General features: G+C 58.9%; 19 protein-coding genes. 8 read left to right on the top strand and 11 right to left on the bottom strand.

Annotated features, from left to right (window positions below; genetic code table 11):
• Positions 1–15 precede the first annotated feature (15 nt).
• Positions 16–1749 carry a potassium/proton antiporter gene (locus ABLU73_RS03635; protein ID WP_004203303.1) on the bottom strand — a complete coding sequence of 578 codons (1734 nt, stop codon included), beginning with the start codon at positions 1747–1749 and terminating at the stop codon, positions 16–18.
• Positions 1750–1841: 92 nt separating this feature from the next.
• Positions 1842–2756: a muramoyltetrapeptide carboxypeptidase gene (ldcA, locus tag ABLU73_RS03630; protein WP_017900195.1), complete on the bottom strand. Its 915-nt coding sequence runs from the start codon at positions 2754–2756 to the stop codon at positions 1842–1844.
• A gap of 175 nt (positions 2757–2931) precedes the next feature.
• On the opposite strand from ldcA, the gene emtA reads away from it, so the two are divergent.
• On the top strand, positions 2932–3543 hold the full coding sequence (emtA, locus tag ABLU73_RS03625) for a membrane-bound lytic murein transglycosylase EmtA (RefSeq protein ID WP_004203299.1): 612 nt from the start codon (positions 2932–2934) through the stop codon (positions 3541–3543).
• Between the two features lie 32 nt (positions 3544–3575).
• Here emtA and ABLU73_RS03620 read toward each other — a convergent pair whose 3' ends face one another.
• The 4 genes from ABLU73_RS03620 to ABLU73_RS03605 all read right to left on the bottom strand — a co-directional run bounded on the left by ABLU73_RS03620 (position 3576) and on the right by ABLU73_RS03605 (position 9558).
• A complete protein-coding gene (locus tag ABLU73_RS03620) occupies positions 3576–4385 on the bottom strand; it encodes a TIGR04222 domain-containing membrane protein (protein WP_227524528.1) in 810 nt (269 codons plus the stop codon).
• 27 nt (positions 4386–4412) lie between these two features.
• Positions 4413–5264 carry a hypothetical protein gene (locus ABLU73_RS03615; RefSeq protein ID WP_065696932.1) on the bottom strand — a complete coding sequence of 284 codons (852 nt, stop codon included), beginning with the start codon at positions 5262–5264 and terminating at the stop codon, positions 4413–4415.
• A gap of 180 nt (positions 5265–5444) precedes the next feature.
• On the bottom strand, positions 5445–7565 hold the full coding sequence (locus ABLU73_RS03610) for a TonB-dependent siderophore receptor (protein ID WP_087812352.1): 2121 nt from the start codon (positions 7563–7565) through the stop codon (positions 5445–5447).
• Between the two features lie 250 nt (positions 7566–7815).
• Positions 7816–9558 (bottom strand): alpha,alpha-trehalase, encoded by a 1743-nt coding sequence (locus ABLU73_RS03605; protein WP_043520531.1) that lies wholly within the window; start codon positions 9556–9558, stop codon positions 7816–7818.
• Between the two features lie 512 nt (positions 9559–10070).
• Here ABLU73_RS03605 and ABLU73_RS03600 point away from each other — a divergent pair.
• The 6 genes from ABLU73_RS03600 (at position 10071) to ABLU73_RS03575 (ending at position 17145) form a co-directional block, all read left to right on the top strand.
• The gene (locus ABLU73_RS03600; protein WP_017900190.1) at positions 10071–11429 is read left to right on the top strand and encodes a glycoside-pentoside-hexuronide (GPH):cation symporter; all 1359 of its coding nucleotides are present in this window, start codon (positions 10071–10073) and stop codon (positions 11427–11429) included.
• Positions 11430–11529: 100 nt separating this feature from the next.
• On the top strand, positions 11530–12921 hold the full coding sequence (locus ABLU73_RS03595) for a carbohydrate porin (protein ID WP_049093378.1): 1392 nt from the start codon (positions 11530–11532) through the stop codon (positions 12919–12921).
• 286 nt (positions 12922–13207) lie between these two features.
• Complete coding sequence (locus ABLU73_RS03590) at positions 13208–14647, top strand: circularly permuted type 2 ATP-grasp protein (protein WP_231786766.1); 1440 nt, start codon at positions 13208–13210, stop codon at positions 14645–14647.
• Positions 14641–15570 (top strand): alpha-E domain-containing protein, encoded by a 930-nt coding sequence (locus tag ABLU73_RS03585; RefSeq protein WP_057215996.1) that lies wholly within the window; start codon positions 14641–14643, stop codon positions 15568–15570. Before ABLU73_RS03590 ends, ABLU73_RS03585 begins: the two co-directional genes overlap by 7 nt.
• The gene (locus ABLU73_RS03580; RefSeq protein ID WP_004203291.1) at positions 15567–16382 is read left to right on the top strand and encodes a transglutaminase family protein; all 816 of its coding nucleotides are present in this window, start codon (positions 15567–15569) and stop codon (positions 16380–16382) included. The genes ABLU73_RS03585 and ABLU73_RS03580 overlap by 4 nt, the downstream gene beginning before the upstream one ends.
• Before the next feature lie 16 nt (positions 16383–16398).
• Positions 16399–17145 carry a proteasome-type protease gene (locus tag ABLU73_RS03575; RefSeq protein WP_004203290.1) on the top strand — a complete coding sequence of 249 codons (747 nt, stop codon included), beginning with the start codon at positions 16399–16401 and terminating at the stop codon, positions 17143–17145.
• A 61-nt stretch (positions 17146–17206) separates the two neighbouring features.
• Here ABLU73_RS03575 and ugpC read toward each other — a convergent pair whose 3' ends face one another.
• Genes ugpC through ABLU73_RS03550 form a run of 5 tightly spaced genes read right to left on the bottom strand, consistent with a single transcriptional unit; the run spans position 17207 to position 22235 of the window.
• Entirely contained in the window at positions 17207–18292 is a 1086-nt protein-coding gene (gene ugpC, locus ABLU73_RS03570) for a sn-glycerol-3-phosphate ABC transporter ATP-binding protein UgpC (protein WP_069135304.1), read from the bottom strand.
• The gene (locus ABLU73_RS03565) at positions 18279–19241 is read right to left on the bottom strand and encodes a carbohydrate kinase family protein (protein WP_004203288.1); all 963 of its coding nucleotides are present in this window, start codon (positions 19239–19241) and stop codon (positions 18279–18281) included. Before ABLU73_RS03565 ends, ugpC begins: the two co-directional genes overlap by 14 nt.
• Before the next feature lie 2 nt (positions 19242–19243).
• Positions 19244–20083 carry a carbohydrate ABC transporter permease gene (locus ABLU73_RS03560; RefSeq protein WP_004203287.1) on the bottom strand — a complete coding sequence of 280 codons (840 nt, stop codon included), beginning with the start codon at positions 20081–20083 and terminating at the stop codon, positions 19244–19246.
• Complete coding sequence (locus tag ABLU73_RS03555) at positions 20073–20981, bottom strand: sugar ABC transporter permease (RefSeq protein WP_017899871.1); 909 nt, start codon at positions 20979–20981, stop codon at positions 20073–20075. Before ABLU73_RS03555 ends, ABLU73_RS03560 begins: the two co-directional genes overlap by 11 nt.
• A gap of 9 nt (positions 20982–20990) precedes the next feature.
• Positions 20991–22235 (bottom strand): extracellular solute-binding protein, encoded by a 1245-nt coding sequence (locus ABLU73_RS03550; protein ID WP_017899870.1) that lies wholly within the window; start codon positions 22233–22235, stop codon positions 20991–20993.
• A 214-nt stretch (positions 22236–22449) separates the two neighbouring features.
• Between ABLU73_RS03550 and ABLU73_RS03545 the strand changes: the two genes are divergently transcribed.
• On the top strand, positions 22450–23658 hold the full coding sequence (locus tag ABLU73_RS03545; RefSeq protein ID WP_114506033.1) for an ROK family transcriptional regulator: 1209 nt from the start codon (positions 22450–22452) through the stop codon (positions 23656–23658).
• Positions 23659–23671: the final 13 nt, after the last annotated feature.

Genomic DNA, 23671 nt, shown 5'->3' with positions numbered 1-23671 from the left:
CTGTTCCGGGGCGGATCACTCCGCCTCGTCTTCCGCGACCCGTACCCCTACCTTCAGCACGTGATCGTTCTCTTTTTCCGCGACTGTCCATACCATCCCGGCGAACTCCACCTGGTCGCCCACCACCGGCGCGGCGCCCAGCAGCTGCTGCACCACTTCCCCCAGCGACTGCTGATGTTCGCGGAACTCCTCTCCGCCGTCGAGGCCGTAGATTTGCGCCACATCGGCGAAGCGGGCCTCGGCATCAAGTATAAAGTCGCCGAAAAAACGCTGATCGAGCGCCACCGGCGGCGACTGGCTGAACATTTTGCCCAGCGCCGGCAGGTCGTGCTCGCGGCCAATGACGCACAGGATATCGCCTTCCCGCAGGCGGGTGCTGCCGGTGGGGTGCAGCAGGGCATTGTTGCGAAACAGGGCGGCAATCCGCGTCTCCGGCGGCATATGCAGGTCGCGCAGCGCCGCGCCGATGCACCATTTATCGGCGCCCAGCTGGTAGACAAACTGCTCCCACGGGTTTTCCGGGTGAATATCCAGCCCGACGCGGGAGATGGGCCAGCTGACGGGCGGCACCACCACTTTGGCTTTTTTCGCCGCCCACGATAGCGATGTGCCCTGGAGCAGAAGCGACACCAGCACCACGAAGAAGGCGACATTGAAGAACAGGCGGGCGTTGTCCAGGCCGGCCATCATCGGGAACACCGCGAGAATAATCGGCACCGCGCCGCGCAGGCCGACCCAGCTGATAAATACCCGTTCGCGGAGGTTGAACCCGCGGAACGGCAGCAGACCGGCAAATACCGACAGCGGACGGGCAATGAAAATCATCCACATCGACAGCAACAGCGCCGGGATAGCGATCGGCAGCAGGTCGGAGGGCGTCACCAGCAGGCCCAGCACCAGGAACATGGCGATTTGCGCCAGCCACGCCAGACCGTCGAAGTTCTGCAGGATACCGTGCCGGTTGCGGATAGGCCGGTTGCCCAGCAGAAAGCCGCAGAGATAGACGGCGAGGATACCGCTGCCGTCGAGGGTAGTGGTGACGGCGAAAATCATGATCCCGCCGCTCAGCGCCAGCAGCGGATAGAGCCCGGCGGGCAGCACGATGCGGTTGATCATCTGCAGCAGCAGGTAGCCGCCGCCGAGGCCGATGGCGATCCCGAGACCGAACTGTTGAATGATATGCACGGCGAACATCCAGCTGAGGCCGGTCTGGTGCTGCTGGATCATTTCGATCAGGGTGATGGTCAGGAAGACCGCCATCGGGTCGTTACTGCCTGACTCAATCTCCAGCGTCGAGCCGACGCGCTCGTTGAGCCCCTTGCCGCCGAGCAGCGAGAAGACCGCCGCGGCGTCGGTGGAGCCGACAATGGCGCCGATCAGCAGGCCTTCGATCATATCCAGTTTGAACAGCCAGGCCGCCATCATCCCGGTCAGCGCCGAGGTGATCAGCACCCCGACCGTCGCCAGCGACAGTGCTGGCCACAGCGCGACGCGAAAGGAGCTGGCCTGGGTGCGCATCCCGCCGTCCAGCAGGATCACCGCCAGCGCCAGGTTACTCACCATGTAGGCGAAGGGGTAGTTGTCGAAGGGGATGCCGCCGATGCCGTCAATGCCTGCCAGCATCCCGATGGCCAGAAAGATGACCAGAATCGGGATGCCAAGGCGCGAAGAAAAGGAGCTCAATAAGATACTGCAGGTTACTAAAACAGAACCCAGAATAAACAGACTAATGACCGCAGCGGCGTCCAATGTTCACGTACTCCCTGACTGGCGTGAAAAAATGGCTAAAAGTGACACTATTTTAACAATTCGCAGGGAATCCGCCTATGCGTCTGGGAAATTTATTCTGCCAGCACCGGGTGGCCGCTGATTGTCAGGGTGGTGGCTGATGGCTGGTTGACCAGCCGCGCGCGCGCGCCCAGCGGCAGGGTCACCGTGCGCTGCTCGTGGCCAAACTCCAGTCCGCTTATCAGCGGTACAGAGAGCTGCTGGCGCAGATAATCAAACACCTGCGGCAGGTCATATCCCACGTCATAGTCGTTCGGCGCGCCGCCGGTGAAGCTGCCGAAGATCACCGCCTTCTGCGCCGCCAGTACGCCGCTGTGCAACAGCTGAAGCAGCATGCGTTCGACGCGGAACGGGTGCTCATTGATATCCTCCACCACCAGGATGCCGTCGCGGATCGCCGGCAGCCACGGGGTACCGATAAGCGAAGTCAGCATCGCCAGATTCCCGCCCCACAGGGTGCCTTCCACCCGGCAGTTCGGCCCTTCGCCCGGCCATTCGAGGGTGAATTCAGGCTGGCGCAGCGCCTGCCAGAAATGCTGTTCGGTAAACGGATCGAGGGTCTCCGCGCCGAAGTTCCCTGCGAGCATCGGCCCGCTGAAGGTGACGACGTTGCCCATGGCCAGCAGGCCCGACTGGATGACGGTGAAATCGCTGTGGCCGCAAATCAGCAACGGGTCACGCTGCTGGCGGGCAATCAGCCCCTGCCAGTCGATATGCGGCAGCAGGCGGCTGGCGCCGTAGCCGCCGCGCACCGCGAGAACGATCCGGTTGCGGCCCGGCAACTGGGCAAGCTGGTTAATATCGGCCAGCCGTTCATGTTCAGTTCCGGCGAAACGCTGCTGCCGACGGGGAATGACCTGCTGGTGGGCCACCTCGTGCCCGGCCTGCTGCAGACGCTCGACGCCGCGGGCCGCCGCCTGCTGGTTGATGCAATAACCGGATGGCGCGACCAGATAAAACTGAGACATGATAATTCCTTGCTATGAATGAAAGGGTTATGATGCCGCCTGGAATGGCGATTGTCATCTCCAGGTGGCTAACTTCAATCCGCACCCGTCATCCATCAGGCTGTCGGCGGGCGGGGGACGTACCGCTGCCGTCGTTCTGCAGCATGATGGCGTTTGGGTAGATAAGGATAGATGTGTGAAATTGAGATGGTTGCTTATTTTAGTCGTTTTTCTGGCCGGTTGTAGTTCGAAACATGATTACACCAATCCACCGTGGAACCCCGAGGTCCCGGTGAAGCGGGCGATGCAGTGGATGCCGATCAGTGAAAAAGCCGGCGCCGCCTGGGGCGTGGATCCGCAGCTGATCACGGCGATCATTGCCATCGAGTCGGGCGGTAATCCTGCGGTAGTGAGTAAATCCGGCGCCGTCGGGCTGATGCAGCTTAAGCCGTCGACCTCCGGACGCGATGTTTACCGGCGGATGGGCTGGCGCGGCGAGCCGTCGGTCAGTGAGCTGAAAAACCCGGAACGGAATATCTCGATGGGGGCCGCCTATCTGAGCATTCTGGAGAATGGTCCGCTGGCGGGGATCAAAGACCCGCAGGTGATGCGCTATGCGGTGGTGGTCTCCTATGCCAACGGCGCTGGCGCGCTGCTGCGCACCTTCTCGTCAAACCGGCAGGACGCCATCGAGGAGATTAACGACCTCGACGCCGATGAGTTCTTCGAGCATGTGGCGAAAAAACACCCGGCTCCGCAGGCGCCGCGCTATATCTGGAAGCTGCAGAAAGCGCTGGACGCCATGTAACCTTACCTTCGCCCCGCCGGCCTGGCGGGGTCCTAATCCTCTGTGCGCAGCGACGTGATAACGCTAATCGGCGCTATTAACGCTTTATATTCCCGGTAGCGCTCAGGAAGCGATTCCACGCCGTTTACCGCCACGCAGAGCATGGCCGTCGCGTCATCCTCCTGCGCGCCTTTATACGCTAACGTTTCTCGTAACGCATTGATGCAGGCATGGGCGTCATGATGCGAAATGCCGTTGATATCGAGACGAATGGTTTTGCTAATGGCCTCTATCCATAATCCGCCCCACAGAACGCAACCCGAGGGCATGAGCAGGCAACTGAAGATGCTGTAAGCGGTGAGGTCGAGCCAGATAAAGGTCTTACTGGCAACGATAACGCCGAGGGCGACCGAAGGGATGCTGATGGCCAGCATATTCCATCCGCGGCGCAGCGGACTTAAGGCTAAACCCGCACTTGCTATCTGTTCCTGCCAGAGGTTACGTCCGGCGATACTCAGGCAGCAGGGCAGATCTTCATGACACGGCTTTCGCACCGCAAAATGGTCAAATAGTATGCTTTCAATGACGTTCATTTCGTGGTTTGCATAGCGTCCGTTAGCCAAAACCTGCCCGGGCTCCGGGACCCACAGATGCTTATTACTGAGTAAGCTGAACATTGCCAGCTGAATCACCCGGGTCCCTTCTCCGGTCAGCCACGCCAGCAGCCAGGGGCTAACCTCCATCGCGTGCGGCTGGGGCTGAGCCGCTGGCCGCGACAGGATAATCATTATACCAATAGCAATATAGATACCCGGGACGATAAGTATAAAACCGCCGAGAAACAGCAGTGGATGCAGATGCATTATAAAATTCCACATACCATCCCCTCGTTAATCCAGCCTCTGCAGACAAAAGGGATACTTAATAAGGTTGATGATTTTTACATATTCAGCAAATCTTTCGGGAATCAGGGCGGTTTTACCGATCGCCACGCAATAATCGGCGTTTTCATCGGTCAGGGTATCTGAGTCAGCAATAAGCGTCTCCTTCAGGGTATCAATATAGTGATGACAGATATTAACGGCGATCCCTTCCCGGTCCAGCCGGGTGGCATTTAAGGTGATGCATAACAGCCACAGCCACCACAGGCCGGAAACCATCCCCATTGTCAGCCAGCTGAACACGCTGGAGTGAATTATCGCCTGATTATCAAAAAGCGTTTTCCAAGCGAGCGCGGCGATCAATAGCAGGGAGGGCGCGGCAATCAATATCATATTCCACGTTTGGTGCGTCGGGCTGAGCCGCAGCCCTTGGCAGTGAGGATCGGTCGCCCAGTGGTTCTTTTCGGCGACGTGCAGAGAAAGCGGCAGATCCTGGTCACTGGATTTTGGCGTAGCGAAATGGTCAAACAGTATTTTTTCCACACAGGTCATTTTGCATTCTGCGTACTGCTGATTGGCGCAGAGTTGAATATTGTCCGCAGAATGGATGAGAGTGACATAGTTTTTTCTTAACAGCCTGAACATGGCCAGCTGAATGACGCTGGTGGCGCTATTACGTAGCCAGGCTAAAAAAGAGGGTGAGATAGAATAGGGCGCCGGAACGGCTGTGGTATTTTCAGTAGGGCGGGTCTTCGCAATAATTATATTTACCAGAATATATATCACTGTGGTGGATAATATATGGTAACCCATAAATGATAACGGATGTAAATTGGTGAGATAGCTAATGACAGGGTTCACTTTTATTCCTTGTGAGCGTCCTAACCTGTTTTCGCCAGCATATTAAGTCCTCTCATCACAGGGGGGCAAGTGAAATAATGGCCTGGCATCTTTAAGTTAATATTAGCCATCAAAGCGTGACGTCACCTGTTAACGAAAGCCTCCGCCGTCACGGGCGGAGTCTTATCTTTACGCTGTCAGTTAAAAGTCGTAGCCCACGGTGGCCATGACGCTGCGCTCTGCTCCCCAGTAGCAGTTGCCGGTGCCGTAGCAGCCGGAAACGTATTCACGATTGCCGATATTGTTGGCGTTGACCTGCACATAAGCGCCTTTCAGCCCCGGCGACCAGACGCCGAGGTCGGCCCGCATCATGGCGTCCATCAGCGTGACCGACGGCAGCCGCGCGGTGTTGGCATCATCCGCCCACTGTTTACCAATGTAGCGGACGCCGGCGCCCAGCGAGATCCCCGCCGGGAATTGATAGCGCGCCCAGAAGGAGGCCATCTGATCCGGGGTCAGCTGCGGCGTGTTGTTGTCGGTACCGTCCTTAGTGTCCTGGAAGCGCAGACGATTCCAGGTATACGAGGCGAGGGTGCTCAGCTGCGGGGTGATCTGGTGGTGCGCTTCCAGCTCAACCCCCTGGGAATGGACCTTACCCGCCGGAATATAGGTGGCGGTGGCGATGTTGGGGTCGCGGGTGGCGACATCCTTTTGCATCAGATCGTAAATCGCGATGCTATAGAGGTCGCTGCTGCCCGGCGGCTGGAACTTCAGGCCGGCTTCGACCTGTTCGGCGGTGGTCGGTTTCAACGGTTTGCCGTCAGCGCCGGGCAGCATCGCCGGGGTAATCGCCTGGCTGTAGCTCAGGTAGGGCGAAAGACCGTTGTCCAGGGCGTACAACAGCGAGGCGCGGCCGCTGATATGGTCGTCTGAACGGCGGTTTGAGGTGCCCAGAGTATCGCTGACCTGCTGGGAAACGATGCGGTCATAGCGGGCGGAAACATCCACATGCCAGCGGTCCCAGACCATCTCATCCTGCAGATACAGCCCGGTCTGGTAATAACGGCGATTATTATCATCGCTGTAGGTCACGGTATGCCCGGTCTGGGCGGTATAGCCGGTAAACGGGTTAAGGGGCGCCGCGCCGCCGGCGCCGGTCCACAGATCGTTGCGGAAGCGATGGTATTCAGCGCCGAGGATCAGGGTATGCGCCAGATTGCCAGTATTGAAATCGGCGCGCAGGCGGTTATCGGTTGACCAGCCGTCCAGCGAACCGCGCGAGCCGCTGTAGCCGCGAGCCAGCATGTCGCTGTCATCTATCCAGCCGACCTGGTAGACCTGATCGAGGGAGACGTTGGTGTGGGTGTAGCTTCCCGCGGAATAGACCGACCAGACATCGGTGAACTGGTGGTCAAACTCATAGCTGTAGATCTGCTGGCGGCGCTGATAGCCATCTCCCGGATCGCCCTCGTTGGTGCTGGTGGAGAGCTTACGGCCATTGTGCGCGTAGCGGGTGCCGTCCAGCGGCAAAGAGCCATGATAGCCACCGGAAGGATCTTTTTGCAGATAGGCGCGTAGCAGCAGCGAGGTATCGCTGTCCGGCTGCCACAGCAGGGAAGGTGAAATGGCGTAGCGCTCTTCGCGGGTATGGTCATACTGCGTGTCGCTGCTGCGGGTCATACCGATCAGCCGCCATGCCCACTGCTCATTGATGGCGTCGGTGTAATCGAAGGCCGCGCCTTTGGTATTTTGCGTCCCGCCAGTCAGGCGGACGTGGCCCTGCGGGCTGAACTGTGGGCGCTTGGAGGTCAGGTTGACCACGCCGCCCGGCACGCTCTGCCCGTAGAGCGCGGAGGAGGGGCCGCGGATCACATCGACGCGTTCGATAAACCACGGGTCGATCTGCACCACGTTATGGCTGCCGCCGTCGCTCATCAGACGCATGCCGTCGAGGAACAGGTTATCGACGTCGCCGCCGTGGTAGCCGCGCAGGGAAATGGCGTCAAATCGGGTGGCGCCACCGCCGAAGCTGGAGTAGACCCCCGGGGTATATTCCAGCGCCTGGCTGATGGTATTCGCCCCCTGATCCGCCATCTGCTGGCGGGTGACAACCGACACCGACTGGGCGGTGGTGATTAACGGCTGGTCGGTTTTCGTCGCCCCGAGCGAGGTGCTGGCGCTATAGCCTTCAGTCGGCGCGCTGGCGGATGCCGGCGGGCTGGCCGTCACCACCACCGTCTCTTCGGCCTGCGCGGTGAAGGGAAGTGCGACCGCGAGGGCGTACAGCAGCCCCGGGCGTTTGCGAGAAATAGCCACGTTCATAAGATCATCCTGAACCTGCGCGGTCTGGTACTCCTGTACGCCGCCGCGGGAAAAACGAATCTGTCATTATTCGTTAAAAAGTAATGCGAATTATTATTGTTTGTATTTATGCAATCAAGCGAAAAGGTGATCTGTTCAGCGCGAGGGGATGGAGAAGGGTTTCCCGCGAGCCGCAGAATGGGCCTGCGCGGGACGGTAGTGAGCAGGGAGACCGCTTCCCCCTACCGATTTTGGTAGGGGCGGCAAAGCGTCAGGAGCCGGTCTTTTGCGGTTCCGCAGGGGCGGGGTCGTTAGCCGCGGGCGCCGCAACAGGTTTGTCCTGCGGTGAAGGCGTTGGCGCCGGACGGGTAGCAGGCAGCGCATCGCAGGGTTTCTCCTGCGGGCAGATCAGATCCAGCATCTTAAGGGTGACGCCGTTGGTCCAGCCAAAGCCGTCCTGCAGTGGATATTCCCCACCGCCGCCACCGGTGCCGGTTGAGCTTACGTCATACTTCTCCACCAGCTTTTGCTTGCTGTCATAGGTATGCTGCACGTTGGTCAGGAAGCGCCAGGTGACCTCCATGGCGATCTTCTGCTGACCATAGTTTTGCAGCCCCTCGACGGCCACCCACTGCAGCGGCGCCCAGCCGTTGGGGGCGTCCCACTGCTGGCCGCTGTTGACGGTGGTGGTGGTCAGCCCGCCGGGTTTGAGCAGCCGCGACTCGGCGGCGGCCGCCACTTTCGTCGCTCGCTCGCGCGACGCGGCATTGACGTACAGCGGGAACAGCGCCGCGGCGGTCAGCTGATTGCGCACCTTGTGGGTTTTCAGATCGTAATCGGCGTACCACCCCTCTTTTTCATTCCACAGGTATTTCTCGATAGCCTGCTGGCGGGCGTTGGCCAGCGCGTCGTACCGGGTAGCGCCGGCGCTGTCCCCCGCTGCTTTACTGGCGCGGGCGAGGGTTTTCTCCAGATGGAACATCAGGGCATTGAGATCGACCGGGATAATCGAGGTGGTGCGAATGGTGGCGAGCTGCTGCGGATTGTCCATCCAGCGGGAGCTGAAATCCCAGCCGGAAGCGGCGGCGGAGCGCAGGTCGCGATAGATCTCGGTGGCCGGACGATTCGGGTTGCTTTTGGCGGTTTTGACGTCGTCAAGCCAGGACTCGGGGCGTGGGGTGTCGTTATCGTCCCAGTAGCGGTTGAGCAGCGCGCCATCCGCCATCCGCACCGCCCGTTTGTCGGCACTGCCGGGTGCCAGCGCGTCCGCCCCGGCCATCCAGTAGCGATACTCTTTCTCCAGCTGCGGCTGGTAGGTTTTCAGCACCTGGTCGCCATCGTGCGTCGCCAGCAGGCTTACCATAAAGGAGAAGAAGGGGGGCTGCGAACGGCTGAGGTAATAGGTGCGGTTACCGTTGGGGATATGGCCCCAGGTGTCAATTTCCGCAGCGAAGTTGGCGACCATATCTTCGACTTTATCCCAGTGACCGCTTTCGGCAAGACCCAGCATGGTGAAATAGCTGTCCCAGTAATAGACTTCGCGAAAGCGTCCTCCGGGGACCACGTAGGGCTTAGGCAGCGGCAGCAGCGAGTCCCACTTTTCCACCTCGACGGTGCTGCGGGTCAGGACCGGCCACAGGCCGTCGATATGCTGACGCAGGGTTTGCCCTTTGGGCGGCACATAGGCGTCGTTCTCTTTCGGCAGCGTGAAGTTCAGCTCAACGAAGTGGCGCAGGTCGAAGCTGGCCTGGTTTTTTTGCATCCGGTAATCGGCAAGGATCATCAGCGGATCGCTGTTCGGAATGGCGTCAGCGAACGTTTTCTGATCAGAAAACAGTTTCGCGCTTTGCACATCATTAAACAGCGGACCGAGCAGGATATCGGGTGATTGCGGGATTGGACGGGTTTCTTCAGCCTCAGCGGTCAACGTCGCCAGGGCGATAAACGCACCCCCTAGCGCCAGACGAAGAGCATAAGGCAGGGTAGCGGGGCGACGGGAAAAGGGACTCGTCATGGATTGTTCTCCTTATCATTGCAGACTCATGTGCCACTGCATTTGGCCATCAGAAAACCATAGACGAATATCCGCCGCTGCGCGTGTCGAAGCTAACATTTTGCGCTAAAACAGAGAATTTACCGCTCACCGGTCGCTATCCAGGCGGCACAATTCTGCTCAGCCGAATATTATAATCTTAATTATATAAATGCTGGCTGGTGTTATTTTTGCTGTGAATGTTTCTGGGTAAATAATAAGCGCTATTCGATAGCGGCATCCGAAAAAAGAACGGATGTTTATCTGTAACAATAAGGTTCGTATTTATCGCATTTTAAAAATTGCGCAACGGATGAAGGCTGTGATCTGTCAGGCAAAAATACCGGGATTAATATGACTGAAGCCTGGCAGGATCACATAAATTAAAAAACATAAATAATTAATAAAAAAACATAATGGCGCCGCGCATAGCGGATAAGTAAAAAATGCAGACACTACAGAAACCGGTTTCATTTTGCATAAAGGAGTGGTGTATGTCTGCTGGCGAAAAAATTTCTGTCAGAGAGAAAATAGGTTATAGCCTGGGGGACGCAGCCAGTCACATCGTATTTGACTCGTCTGTGGCTATTCTGGCTTATTTTTATACCGATATTTATGGCCTGCCGCCCGCCGTAATGGGGACGATGTTTTTGCTGGTGCGTCTGCTGGATGCGATTACCGATCCGATTATGGGCGCGATTGCTGACGCCACCTCAACCCGCTGGGGCCGCTTTCGCCCCTGGCTGTTAGCGATCTGCGTGCCCTTTGCGGTGAGCTGCGTGCTGGTGTATTCCATTCCCTCCTTTTCCGACTCCGGAAAAATTGCCTACGCCGTGGCGGCTTATATATTTATGACACTGATGTATACGGCGATTAATATTCCGTACTGCTCGCTGGGCGCGGCGCTGACCTCCGATCCGCGCGAAAGCCTCTCGCTGCAGTCCTGGCGTTTCGCTATCACCCCAATCGGCGGCGCGCTCGGTACTGCGTTTATTTTACCGCTGGCTGATTTTCTCTATCCCGGCGATCGCGCGACCGGTATTCAGGTCTCGATGGCCCTGTTTGGCGTTATCGGCTGCCTGATGTTTATCACCTGTTTCGCCACGACTAAAGAACGCGTGCAGCCGATTAAAGAACAGAACCTGAACATCGCGCGGGACGTGAAAATACTATTTCGTAACGATCAGTGGCGTATTCTTTCCGTTTACAATTTTATGATGCTGGTCGCCGTGGTAATTCGCGGTGGCGCCGTCGTCTATTATGTTAACAGCGTCCTGCATAAAGGCGCCGACGTGATTACCATATTCATGCTCGGCGGTATGTTTGCCTCCATGCTGGGTTCGGTGCTGGCCAAGCCCTTTGGGACGCGCTTTTGTAAGGTCCGATTCTCTTTCTGGATTAATCTTCTCACCGCCGCGCTGGGCGTGGTCTGCTTTATCGTCCCGGTACAATATTGGATTGCGGTGCTCGGCGTGCATATTCTGATTTCTATCATTCAGGGCGGCAACGGCGCGTTGCAGTGGTCGATGATTACCGACGTGAATAACTATGGCGAATGGAAAACCCAGCGGCGTATTACCGGTATGAATGTCGCAGCAAATATCTTTGTCATCAAGCTGGGCGTCGCCGTCGGCGGGGCCATCCTCGGCTGGATATTGGCCTATTTCCATTACGCCGCTAACACCACGGTGCAGTCGGCTTCAGCGGTGCAGGGCGTGGTGCTGTTGTTTACTCTGGTCCCTTCCGTGTTTTATGTGCTTACCGCCGTCTCGATTAAATTCTACGGCTTAACGGAAAACAGAATGAACGGCATCGTTGATGATTTAAAACACGGCACTTTCGCCGAATCCTGATTATTCCACGCTGTATTAAGAGGGCTATGCAGGTAATTCCCTGGATAGCCCGGCTATACCCTGGATGAAACATATAACAATGTAATTAGGGATGTTAATAATGAAAGTAAACTATATGGCTCTGATTATGAGTGGTCTGTTCTCCTCTGGCCTTTGGGCCGCGACGAATAATCACCCGACGGATATTGAAAAACGTTTAGCGCAGCTGGAACAGCGCGTAATAAATGCTGAGCAACGAGCGGCCGATGCGGAAGCGAAAATCCAGACCTTAACCCGACAGCAGAGCGTGGTGGCGAAAAGCACGCCAACTGTCAAAGTGGAGTCCGCCGCGCCCGTGGCACCGGGCGCGGAGCCGACAACACTAACGCTGTCCGGCTATGGGGATATCAAATTTTATGGTGATGTCGAATTTAACATGGATGGCGCCAGCAGCAGCGGGAGCCTGACTTCGGTAAAAACCACGGCAAATAAAGACTGGGCGCCGGGCAATAATGAACGCTGGGATATTAATGGCCGCCTGCTGTTAGGTTTTGACGGCATGCGCAAAATGGATAATGGCCGTTTTGCCGGTTTTTCCGTCCAGCCGCTGGCCGACCTGAACGGCAAAATGAATCTTGATGATGCGGTATTCTTTTTTGGCCAGGAGAACGACTGGAAGGTGAAGGTTGGTCGTTTCGAAGCCTACGATATGTTCCCGTTGAATCAGGATACGTTCGTGGAATACTCCGGGAACACCGCCAACGATCTGTACAGTGACGGCTACGGCTATATTTACATGATGAAGGAAGGGCGCGGTCGGAGCAACAGCGGCGGCAACTTCCTGATGAGCAAAACCCTTGATAACTGGTATTTCGAACTGAATACCCTGCTGGAGAACGGCAGCACGCTATTCCAGGACCAGCAGTATCATGGCACCGCGCTGGAAAATGAGAAAAATGTGGCCTATTTGCGCCCGGTTATCGCGTGGAACAGCGGGCGCTTCTCCACTGCCATCGCCATGGAAAGCAACGTGGTAAATAACGCCTATGGCTATCACGATGCGAAAGGACGCTGGGTCGACCAGTCCAGCCGTACCGGCTATGGCTATACGATGACGTGGAATGGGCAAAAAACCGATCCGCAGGACGGCGTGGTGACCAACCTTAACGTCGCTTATATGGATGCCGAAGATGAGACTGACTTTACCGCGGGCGTTAACTCCCTGTGGCACGGTTTTGAGCTGGGCTACATTTACGCGCATAACAAAATCGACAGCTTTAACACCGCTGATTTTATCGCTAACTGCGACGATAATTGCTGGATCGCCGATCCGGGCAACTATGATATCCACACAATCCATGCGTCGTACCTGTTTCCGAACGTAATGAATATGAAGAACTTCAACATCTATCTTGGGGCCTACGCATCATGGATTGAATCCAACCCAAACAACGGCGACGGCCAGGAAGACTCCCGCTATGGCGGCCGGCTGCGCTTCAAGTATTTCTTCTGAGCAACACAGAGCCTGCACAGCGCAGGCTCTATGCTATTCAGCCGCCTGTCGCTAGGCGGCGTGGCTCGCGAAGCCTCAGCGTCCCGTGAATCCACTTGCCCCAAACTGGTGCGTTTAACGCTAAAAACCGCCCACAAATAAGCAAAGTGTCTGGTTGTTTTTTAATCAACTCAAAGCCATGGCCTCACAGCGTAACGCTGCGCCGACGCGCTGTGTGACCTGGCATAATTAATGCTTATCTCTTATCGGGATTACCACAAAGTGAGTACAACCGGAGGAGACGGCCATGATAAAAATAACGCTTCCTGACGGGCATTATTATGACGAGATGCTGACCTCCCAGGGTGAGCAGCGGCCGCACTATAATGCCTGGTGGCAATGGTTTCGCAACACCGATCAATTCTCTATCCGGCAGAAAAAAGCGCAAGCGGAACTGCTTTTTCACCGTATCGGCATCACCTTTAACGTGTACGGCGAGGATGAGGGAACCGAGCGGCTGATCCCGTTTGATAGCGTGCCGCGGATCATACCCGCCGGGGAGTGGCAGCGCATTGACCGCGGCATTCGCCAGCGGGTGAAAGCGCTGAACGCTTTCCTCTATGACATCTATCATGAACAGAATATCCTGCGCGCGGGGCTGATACCGGCCGAGCAGGTGCTGGCCAACGAGCAGTATCAACCGTGCATGCAGGGCATCAACCTGCCAAACAACACCTATGCCCATATCACCGGCGTCGATATGGTGCGCAATAACGACGGTCAGTATTACGTGCTGGAGGATAATCTGCGCACGCCGTCCGGCGTCTCCTACATGCTCGAAAACCGTAAGATGATGATGCGCCTCTATCCGGAGATGTTCGAGCAGCATCACATTGCGCCGGTGGAGCGCTACCCGAGCTACCTCCTGCAGACCCTGCGCGAAAGTTCGCTGGTGGATGATCCCTGCGTCGTGGTGATGACCCCGGGTCGCTTCAACAGCGCCTACTTCGAGCACAGCTTCCTGGCGCAGCAGATGGGGGTCGAGCTGGTGGAAAGCGCCGATCTGTTTATTAAAAACGGCGCGGTGTATATGCGCACCACTGAGGGGCCGCGGCGGGTGGATGTGATTTATCGCCGCATCGACGACGCCTGGCTCGACCCGCTGGCCTTCCGCGCCGATTCGATGCTCGGCGTCCCGGGGCTGCTGTCCGTCTATCGCGCCGGCGGCGTAGTGCTGGCCAACGCCATCGGCACCGGGGTGGCTGACGACAAATCGATCTATCCGTACGTCCCGGAGATGATCCGCTTTTACCTCGGCGAACAGCCGATCCTCAGCAATATCCCCACCTTGCAGTGTCGGAAAGCGGAGGACCTGCGCTACGTGCTGAGCAATCTGGAGCTGATGGTGGTCAAGGAGGTCCATGGCGCCGGGGGCTACGGCATGTTGGTCGGCCCGCGTTCCACCAAAGAGGAGCGGGAGGCCTTCCGCCAGCGCCTGCTGGCCAATCCGGCCAACTATATCGCCCAGGACACCCTTGCGCTGTCGACCTGCCCAACCTTCGTTGATGAAGGGCTGTCGCCACGGCATATCGATTTACGCCCCTATGTGCTTTCCGGACAGGAGATGCGGCTGGTGCCCGGCGGCCTGACCCGCGTGGCGCTGACCGAAGGGTCGCTGGTGGTCAACTCGTCGCAGGGCGGCGGAACCAAGGATACCTGGGTGATGGAGGATGACGCATCATGCTAAGTCGTACGGCGAGTGAACTGTTCTGGATGGCCCGCTACCTTGAGCGGGCGGAGAGCTACGCCCGGGTGCTGGACGTGACCTGGAAATTATCAATGATCCCCCGCCACAGCCAGCAGTCGCGGGATCTGGCGCTACCGCTGAATTTGTCGATGACCCACGAGCTGTTTCAGGCGCGCCATGCCCGCTTTACCATGAGCAATCTACTCAACTTTTTTGCCCTCGATGGCAACAACCCCTGCAGTATTTACAGCTGCGTGGAGATGGCGTGGAACAACGCGCACGCGGTGCGCGGCAGTCTGTCGGCCGAAGTGTGGGAGAGCATCAATGCCACCCGCATCGAACTGCGGACCCTCCGCCAGCAGGGGCTGGGCGAACTGGGGAGCGACGGCTTTTTCGAGTGGGTGAAAGAGCGGGTGCATCTGTTTCGCGGAGCGGTGATAGGCACGCTGCTGCGCAACGACGCCCTGAGCTTTATCGGTATCGGCACGCTGATCGAGCGCGCGTTCGCCACCACCCAGCTGCTGCTGATTAAGGATCAACAGCTGACCAACGATCCGGACCCGGTGCGCGAATACTACCGGCTGGATACTCTGCTCAATGCGGTCAGCGCCCGCGAAGCTTACAACAGCCTCTACCGCCAGCCGGTCAGTCGCGAAACGGTGATGGAGCTGCTGATCCTGCGTAACGATATTCCACGTTCGCTGCGCGCCAGCATTGCCGACCTGGTGGGCGAACTGGAGAAGATCGCCAACGATCGCTCTTATCAGCCGCTGCGCCTCGCCCATCAGCTCAACGTTGACCTGCGCTTCAGCACCCGTGACGACCTGGCGCAGGCGGACCTGCAGACCACGCTTAACGGATTGCTGGGGAGAATTAACGCCCTGTCCGACAGCATCAGACAAACCTATCTGGAGGCCTTATGAAACTGGTCATCGATCATCTCACTCGCTATGGCTACGATGAAGAAGTGAAGTTTTCCACCCAGTATCTGCGCCTGACCCCGCGCAGCACCGGACGGCAGACGATCACCGCCTGGACGCTGACCCTGCCGGACGGCGCGGCGGTGACCACGACCGACGGCTGGGGTAATGTGCTGCATGTGCTGACGCTGGATAACCCGCATAAAGAGATCACCATTCGCGCCAGCGGGATTGTCGATATCGCCGACGAGGGGGAAGAGACGCGTGATGAAGAGGCCGAGCTGCTGTCGCCGCTGGTTTTTCTGCGCAGTACGCCGCTGACCCGCGCCGATACGGCGATCCGTGAGTTCGCCCAGCGCCTCTATCGTCCCGATGCGGCGGAAGAGAGTTTGAATCAACTGATGGCGGATCTGCTGTTAAGAATGCCATACTCCCCCGGCGCGACCCAGGTCCAGGACTCCGCTGCCGACGCCTTCGCCCGGGCGAAGGGCGTGTGCCAGGATCATACCCATGTTTTTCTCGCCTGCTGCCGGGCGCTGGAGATCCCGGCGCGCTACGTCAGCGGCTATGTCTACAGCGATAACGCCCAGCATGTCGCGATGCATGCCTGGGCGGAAGTGTGGCTCGACGGCCGTTGGCTGTCGTTTGATATCACCAATAATACCCGTCGCCTGAATCAGCATCTGCGGCTGGCGACCGGACTGGATTATCTCGACGCCTGCCCGGTACGGGGCACCCGGCTGGGCGGCGGCGGGGAGATTATGTTAACCAACGCTGAAGTGCGCGAACACAGCCAGCAGGCGCAGCAGCAATAATACGGGAATAACCGCAATGACCTACTGTGTGGCCATGTGCCTGGCGGATGGACTGGTGTTTGCTTCCGACTCCCGCACCAACGCGGGCGTCGACCATATTGCCACTTTTAAAAAGCTGCACGTTTTCCATCAGGAAGGGGAACGGGTGCTGGTGCTGCAATCCGCCGGCAACCTGGCCACCACCCAGAGCGTGATAAGCCTGCTCAGCGCGCGGATCCGTACCCAGCAGGAGCCGAACCTGATGCAGGTGACTTCCCTCTACGACGCCGCCATGCTGATCGGTAAAACGCTGCTGGAGGTGATCCAGCGCGACAGCAGCAACCAGCAAAACTGCAGTAATACTAACTTCAACTGCAACCTGTTGCTTGGCGGCCAGATCGCCGGCGAAACCCATCGTCTGTTCCATATTTATCCGGAGGGCAACTTTATTGAAGCCACCCGCGACACGCCTTATTTCCAGATTGGCGAAAGCAAGTACGGCAAGCCGATCATCGATCGGGTGCTGACCATCGATACGCCGCTGGAGCAGGCGATGTGCTGCGCCTTGATCTCCATTGACTCGACGCTGCGCAGTAATCTGTCCGTTGGCCTGCCGCTGGATACGCTGCTCTACCGCAGCGGCAGCCTGAGCAGCGCCGGGCAGCATCGCATCACCGACAGCGATCCCTACTTCAACCGCATCCGCAAGGCGTGGTCCGAGGGGCTGTTGCACACCTTCCAGACTCTGCCGGCCTGGACGCCAGCAGAGCGGGAAGGGGAGTAGCCCTGGAATACGACCTCGCCCGGAGCCCGGCCACACGGATGATGACCGGCTCCCTTCGCCCTTAACGCGTCTCCGCCAGCCGCTCGCCGCTGGCGGCATCAAACAGATGCAGGCTCTCGCAGCGGAGAGTCAGCCCCAGCGTCTGCTGCGCCGCGACCGCCACCCTGCCGGCAACCTGCACATGCACCGGAAAACCCTGCCAGTCGAGATGCAGCAGGGTGGACTCCCCCGTCACCTCCATAATGTTTACCGTTGCCAGCGCGCCATGCGCATCCGGCAGAATATCCTGCGGGCGCAGGCCGACAATCAACGGGGCATCGCCCTGGTTCGCCACCGCCTGATGCCAGCGTTCGGCCAGCGGAAACCACAGCGCGCCGCAGGCGACGCCGGGCTGGCCATTGCGCACGTCGCGCTGACCGGGCAGGAGGTTCATCGGCGGGGAGCCGATAAAACGGGCGACGAAGGTGTTGCATGGCTGGTCGTAAATGGCCAGCGGCGCCCCCTGCTGGACGATCTGCCCGTCGCGCATCACCACAATCTGATCGGCCAGAGTCATTGCCTCCACCTGGTCATGGGTGACATAGATCATGGTGGTATTGATGCGCTGGTGCAGGGATTTGATCTCCGCGCGTAGCTCCATCCGCAGCTGAGCGTCAAGGTTCGACAGCGGCTCATCGAACAGGAAAACCTGCGGGTTTCTGACCATTGCCCGGCCCATCGCCACCCGCTGGCGCTGGCCGCCGGAGAGCGCACGCGGATAGCGAGCCAGCAGTTTATCAATGCCCAGCAGGCTGGCGACCTGCTGCACTTTGTTTTTCTGCAGCTGCTTATCCACCTTTTTGACCTGCATATGAAAGGCGAGATTTTCCGCCACCGTCAGGTGGGGGTAAAGCGCATAGCTCTGAAAGACCATCGCCACATCGCGGTCGGCGGGATCCAGATCGTTGACCGGCCGCTGGTTCATCAGAATGGTGCCGCCGGAAAGCGTTTCGAGACCGGCCAGCAGGCGCAGCAGGGTCGACTTGCCACAGCCGGAAGGGCCCACCAGCACGGTAAAGCTGCCGTCGGGGATGGTGAGGTCCAGCGGCTGGAGCACCGTCTGTTTGCCGTATCGCTTGGCGACATCGATCAGTTCAACACTGGCCATCGGTGGCCTCCTCAAGGTGATGTTGCAGGGTATGCCAGTCGGGATAGCGGCGCGGGGAGGTGCCGATCGCCTGCGCGGCGACGGTATTTCCCCAGCGCAGCGCTTCTGGCACCGGTTTACCGCTTAGCAGCGCGGCAAGAAAGCCCGCGTTAAAGCTGTCGCCAGCGCCGATGGTATCGATGACGGTGACGGGCCGGGTTGGCGCATGGTGATGGCTGTCGGTCGTCCAGCAGTCCGCGCCGTCAGCGCCGCGCTTCACCACGCACCCGCCGCTGCCGCTGAGCCGTGCCGCCAGGGCTGCGGCGGCTTCGGCGAGGGTGGGGCGGGCGGCCAGCTGCTGGGTTTCAACGTCGTTGAGCAACAGCCAGTCGCAGTCGCCCAGCCAGCGGTCGACCTCATGACGCAGCGGGTCGCTCCAGCCCTGGGGCGGCCAGCCGGTATCGACGGCAAGGGTAAACCCGCGCTGGCGGAGCGTGGCGAGCAGCTGCGGATAGTCGGACAGCAGCCTGGTACAGAGAAAGGTGCCGCAGAGCAACACGATATCGCCCTCGCCAGCGGCGGCAGGCAGCTGGTCCAGCACATCCCCGGCGGTCAGGCGGGTAATGTGTCCGTGGTTGCTGAGGAACGAGCGCTCTTTGTTGGGATGGGTGACCGCCACCGTCAGCGAGGTTTCACAGGGATACTGCGGCCAGCGCGCGCTATCGCCGGGAAACTGTGCCGCCAGCCACGGGGTAAACGCGTCGTCGCCCTGACAGCCGACCGCGCAGTGCGGCAGCTGCATGGCGGCGGCGGCCAGCGCGCAGTTGCCAGCAGAGCCGCCGGGCCGCAGAGCGCTGTGCTCGAGCATCATCTCAGTTCCCTGCGCGGGCCAGTGGGGCAGGGTTCCCATCACTAAATCAATATTGTAATTGCCCACGATATAGAGCACAGGTGTCCTGGTGTTATCCATAGTTATCCTTTACTTCCCCCGTTGGTGAGGCCACTGACCAGCGATTTTTGCAACCAGATTGCAATCAGCAGCGGAGGGACTGAGGCGAGTATGCCTACCGCCGCCACCAGTCCGTCATCGGTGGCGCGGCCGGCGGTGAAGCCGGCGATGGTCACCGGCAGCGTTTGGGCGGCGAGGTTGCTGGTAAACAGTAGCGCATAGAAAAACTCATCCCACGCCAGCAGCCAACCGAACAGCGCGGCGGCGCCAAGCATCGGTTTCGCCAGCGGCAGGGTGATGCGCAGCAAGACTTGCCAGATGCGCAGACCGTCAAGCCGTGCCGCCTGTTCGATATCCTGCGGTAGGGTATCGAACTGGTTTTTTACCATCCACGTCAGAAACGGCACGATCAGCGAGCAATAGACCAGCACCAGTCCGCTTCGGGTGTTGAGCAGGCCAAAGTGTTCGAGAATAAAATAGAGCGGCAGCACAAAGGCTACGGGCGGCACCATATAGATGCCGAGGCCGGCGTACAGCCAGCCGTCGCGTCCGGGGTAGCGAGAAAAGCTGAAGGCGGCGGGGATCGCCAGCAACAACGAGACCAGCGTCGCGCCAGCGGCCACCAGCACGCTGTTGCCCAGCGCGGGGAGAAACAGCGCCCCGGGTTCGCCAGGGGCCAGCGACAGCAGATGGCCATAGCGGCTAAAGTCCCACTGCCGCGGGATCCACGCCAGCGGGACGCGGGTGAGGTCCGCGGTGGTGCTGACGCTCATCAAAAATAGCCACAGCATCGGGGCGAGGATCGAGACCGCCACCGCCAGCGCCGCCATGTAACGCAGCACGATGTACCCTTTACGCTTCATCATCAATACTCCGGCGCCGCTGACGCAGCAGCAAAAACAGATACAGGGCGATCAGTACGGCGCACATCAGGCTCATCAGCATGGCGTAGGCCGCGCCGCTGCCGGCGCGCAGATAGCTGAATGACTCCTGATAGACAAAAAAGCTCAGCGTTTTGGTACTGTCCAGCGGGCCGCCACGGGTCATAACATAGATAATGTCGAACACTTTGAAGGCATCAATGGTGCGTAGCACCAGCGCGACGCCAAGGGGGCCCACAATGGCCGGAAAGGTAATGGCGCGAAAGCGCCGCCAGGCGGAGGCGCCGTCGAGCCGCGCCGCCTCGTACAGATCGTCGGGGACGGACTGCAGCGCGGCCAGCACCAGCAGAGTGACCAGCGGGTAGTTTTTCCAGATATCCGCCAGCATCACCGCGTGCAGCGCAGAATCCGGCGAGCCCAGCCAACTGCGATAGCTGTCAATCAGCCCCAGCTGGCTGAGCAGGGCGTTAACGCTGCCGTAGTCGGGATTAAAGTTAAGCCGCCACATCATGGCGTTGACGATCGTCGGCAACGCCCACGGCAGGATCACCAGCACCCGCAGGACATTGCGCCCGACAAAACGCTGATTCAACAACAGCGCCACCAGTACGCCGATCGCCCCCTCAATCGCCACCGAGACCACGGTGAAATAGAGCGTTCGCGCGAAGGCGGCGCGAAAGTCCGGGTCGGTCAGGGCATAAAGATAATTATCCAGCCAGACGTAGTGGGTCGCCTCGCCGCTTCCCGCCAGCGCAGTATCAGTGAAACTCAGCCACAGGGTGCGCGCCAGCGGCCACGCAGTGAGGATAAACATCGCGATAAGCATGGGCGCTAACAGCACCCATGCCTGACGATGCTCGCGTCGTTGCAGACTCAGCATCACGCCTCCTTAACGCAGACGGGCCGCGCTGGTGTCGACCGCCTTGAGGGCGACGTCGGGCGTGGCTTTACCCTGCAGTACCGATTGAAGCTGCTGTTGCAGGGTGTTTGACAGGCGCGAGTAATCTGCCGTTTCGGGGCGAGAGAGCATCACGTTCAACGACTTGTCGGCGGCGGCGATCAGGCTCTCCTGGCCTTTGGCAACGGCAGGATCCTGGTACGAGGCTTTCCATACCGGCAGGCTCAGTTTGGCATACTTGTCCTGTACCGGCTGGGAGGTGAGGTAGTGAATATACTGCCAGGCCTCTTCCGAATGCTGACTGGCTTTGGCGATGCCCAGCCCCATTGAACCGTTGACAGCGCCGGGTTTATCCGGGGTATCGCCTGGGGCGGGGACAATGCCAACATCACCTGCGACTTTACTCTGTTTCGGATCGTTGGCCATGTTGTACATATAGGTCCAGTTGAGCGCAAAGGCGGCGTCGCCATTGGAGAAAGCCTTACGCACATCTTCCTCAAGGTATTCACGTGATGCCGGGTTGCTCAGCCCCTGATCGAGCGAGGTTTTCATCAGCGTGACCGCTTTCAGCGAGGCGGGCGTCGAAAAATCGAGCTTGCCGTTCTGGTAGAAGCTCCCGCCGAAGCCGGAGACGAGGGTGGTGTAATCACAGACCAGCGCTTCCGCTTGCGACCAGCTCCACACCAGCGGATATTTAACGATCCCTTTGTCCTTAAGCACTTTAGCGTCGTCCATCACCTGCTGCCAGCTGACTGGCGGCGTTTTGATCCCTGCTTTGTCCAGCATGGCTTTGTTGTAGTACAGATATTTTGTGTCGAGGATCCACGGCATGCCGAGGGTTTTGCCTTGATACACCACGGTATTCATCGCCCCGGGGAAAATCTTCTCACGCTCGTCTGGGGCAATTCGTGAAGAGACATCCTGCAGCAGATCGAAGCGGCTAAACTCCGCCGGCCAGATCGCGTCGAACAGCACCACGTCGTAGCCGTTACCCCCCGCGCCGCGGGCGGCGACGATCTTGTCGTGCAGCGCTTCGTAGGGAACGAATTCGAGGTTGACCTTCACATCAGGATGTTGCTTTTCGAAATCGCTGGTCATCGCGCGAATGTCGTTTTCGCTATAGGCCGCCTGGGTCATAAACAGGGCATTAATCTGGGTCGCTGCGCTGACGCTCCCACTGATAACGAGCATCGCCAGCAGACAGGCGTTGACCCGTAGTGCGCTGTGGTATTTCATCTTTGCTCTCCGCTGTGCTGTACTGAAAGGGGTTATGATTTATTAAATCAATTTGATTGATTTAATCAGGGCGACACTATCGGCAACATCTCCCGAGTGGCCCTGGGACTAAGCGTAGCAAAGGGTATGCCATCGCGAAGGCTCGCCTGCGCGGGTCGTTGTCAGATCTGTGATGCCGGCTAAAATTTCACCAGTCCAGCCTGGAAGGGAAACGATGAAAACATCAGGTACAAACCTTGAACATGCCCGGGTGCATAACCGCCGGGTGATCATTGAGGCGGTGCGTTTACATGGCGAGCTGACCCGCGCCGAGCTGGCGCGGCTGACCGCGCTGACCCCGCAGACCGTGTCGAATATTGTGGCGGAGCTGGAGCAGATGGATCTCCTGACCAGCCACCAACCGCGGCGCGCCAGCGGCCGGGGACAGCCAGCGGTGCCGGTGAGCCTCAATCCCGCCAGCGCCTGGTCGATTGGAATCCATCTTGATCATCAGACGCTGATTGTGGTGCTGGTGGATCTGACTGGCGAGGTCCATTTTCGCCGACTCATTCTGGTGCAAAAGCCCCAGCCTGGTGCGACCTTTGCCCGCCTCGCTGAGGTGCTGGATGAGATCCGTGCGCTGCCGGCGCTGGACTGGCCGCGGGTGCTGGGGATGGGGGTTGTGATGCCGGGGCCCTTTGGCGTGGAAGGGATTTCGTCGACGGGACCCACGACGCTTAACGGCTGGGAAGGGGTAGACGTAGCAGCGGAGCTCGGGCGACTGAGCGGCCTGCCGGTGACCCTCGAAAACGACGCCACGGTGGCCGCCATTGGCGAACGCTTTCACGGCGTGGCGCGGCAGCTCAACTCCTTTGTCTATCTCTACATAGGCACTGGTCTGGGCGCCGGAATTTTTACCGATGGTCATGTGTATACCGGCCATGCTCATAACGCCGGCGAGGTCGGGCATATTGTGGTCGCGCCGAATGGTCGCCCTTGCTATTGCGGGAATGAGGGATGTCTTGAGCGCTATGTTTCCCTGCAGGCGGCCTATGAGTTTTGCGGCCTCGATCCCTATCGCGCCCTGCCGGAGGATCTGCTGTCGGTGGACGCTGCGCTTTTCGACCAGTGGATCACCAGCATCCTGGCGCCGTTGCGTCAGGCGATCAATTTGCTGGAGTGCGTCTTCGATGCCGAGACGGTAGTGGTGGGCGGCATGATGCCCGCCCCGCTGCTGGAGAGAGTGCTGGCGCGTCTGCCGCCGCTGTATCAGTCCGTCCGCGGGCGTTACCTGCCGGCCCAGCGTGTCAAAATGGGGATGACCGGCACTGATACCGCCGCGCTGGGCGCCGCTGCGCTGCCGATCTTTGACGAATTTAATCCGCAGTTTCAGGTGTTGATGAAAGCGGTAAATACAAACGCGCTTTTTGGCAAAGCTAAGTAAATTAAATACTTTG

The sequence above is a fragment of the Klebsiella sp. GG_Kp175 genome (genome assembly GCF_040062325.1).
GTDB lineage: Bacteria > Pseudomonadota > Gammaproteobacteria > Enterobacterales > Enterobacteriaceae > Klebsiella > Klebsiella quasipneumoniae.
This window is presented reverse-complemented; position numbering and strand designations above follow the sequence as displayed.

Coding starts and splice junctions, on each gene's coding strand:
- ldcA (WP_017900195.1), bottom strand. CDS start 2,756: ATGTCTCAGTTTTATCTGGTCGCGCCATCCGGTTATTGCATCAACCAG.
- ABLU73_RS03620 (WP_227524528.1), bottom strand. CDS start 4,385: ATGCATCTGCATCCACTGCTGTTTCTCGGCGGTTTTATACTTATCGTC.
- ABLU73_RS03610 (WP_087812352.1), bottom strand. CDS start 7,565: ATGAACGTGGCTATTTCTCGCAAACGCCCGGGGCTGCTGTACGCCCTC.
- ABLU73_RS03605 (WP_043520531.1), bottom strand. CDS start 9,558: ATGACGAGTCCCTTTTCCCGTCGCCCCGCTACCCTGCCTTATGCTCTT.
- ABLU73_RS03600 (WP_017900190.1), top strand. CDS start 10,071: ATGTCTGCTGGCGAAAAAATTTCTGTCAGAGAGAAAATAGGTTATAGC.
- ABLU73_RS03595 (WP_049093378.1), top strand. CDS start 11,530: ATGAAAGTAAACTATATGGCTCTGATTATGAGTGGTCTGTTCTCCTCT.
- ABLU73_RS03590 (WP_231786766.1), top strand. CDS start 13,208: ATGATAAAAATAACGCTTCCTGACGGGCATTATTATGACGAGATGCTG.
- ABLU73_RS03585 (WP_057215996.1), top strand. CDS start 14,641: ATGCTAAGTCGTACGGCGAGTGAACTGTTCTGGATGGCCCGCTACCTT.
- ABLU73_RS03580 (WP_004203291.1), top strand. CDS start 15,567: ATGAAACTGGTCATCGATCATCTCACTCGCTATGGCTACGATGAAGAA.
- ABLU73_RS03575 (WP_004203290.1), top strand. CDS start 16,399: ATGACCTACTGTGTGGCCATGTGCCTGGCGGATGGACTGGTGTTTGCT.
- ugpC (WP_069135304.1), bottom strand. CDS start 18,292: ATGGCCAGTGTTGAACTGATCGATGTCGCCAAGCGATACGGCAAACAG.
- ABLU73_RS03565 (WP_004203288.1), bottom strand. CDS start 19,241: ATGGATAACACCAGGACACCTGTGCTCTATATCGTGGGCAATTACAAT.
- ABLU73_RS03560 (WP_004203287.1), bottom strand. CDS start 20,083: ATGAAGCGTAAAGGGTACATCGTGCTGCGTTACATGGCGGCGCTGGCG.
- ABLU73_RS03555 (WP_017899871.1), bottom strand. CDS start 20,981: ATGCTGAGTCTGCAACGACGCGAGCATCGTCAGGCATGGGTGCTGTTA.
- ABLU73_RS03550 (WP_017899870.1), bottom strand. CDS start 22,235: ATGAAATACCACAGCGCACTACGGGTCAACGCCTGTCTGCTGGCGATG.
- ABLU73_RS03545 (WP_114506033.1), top strand. CDS start 22,450: ATGAAAACATCAGGTACAAACCTTGAACATGCCCGGGTGCATAACCGC.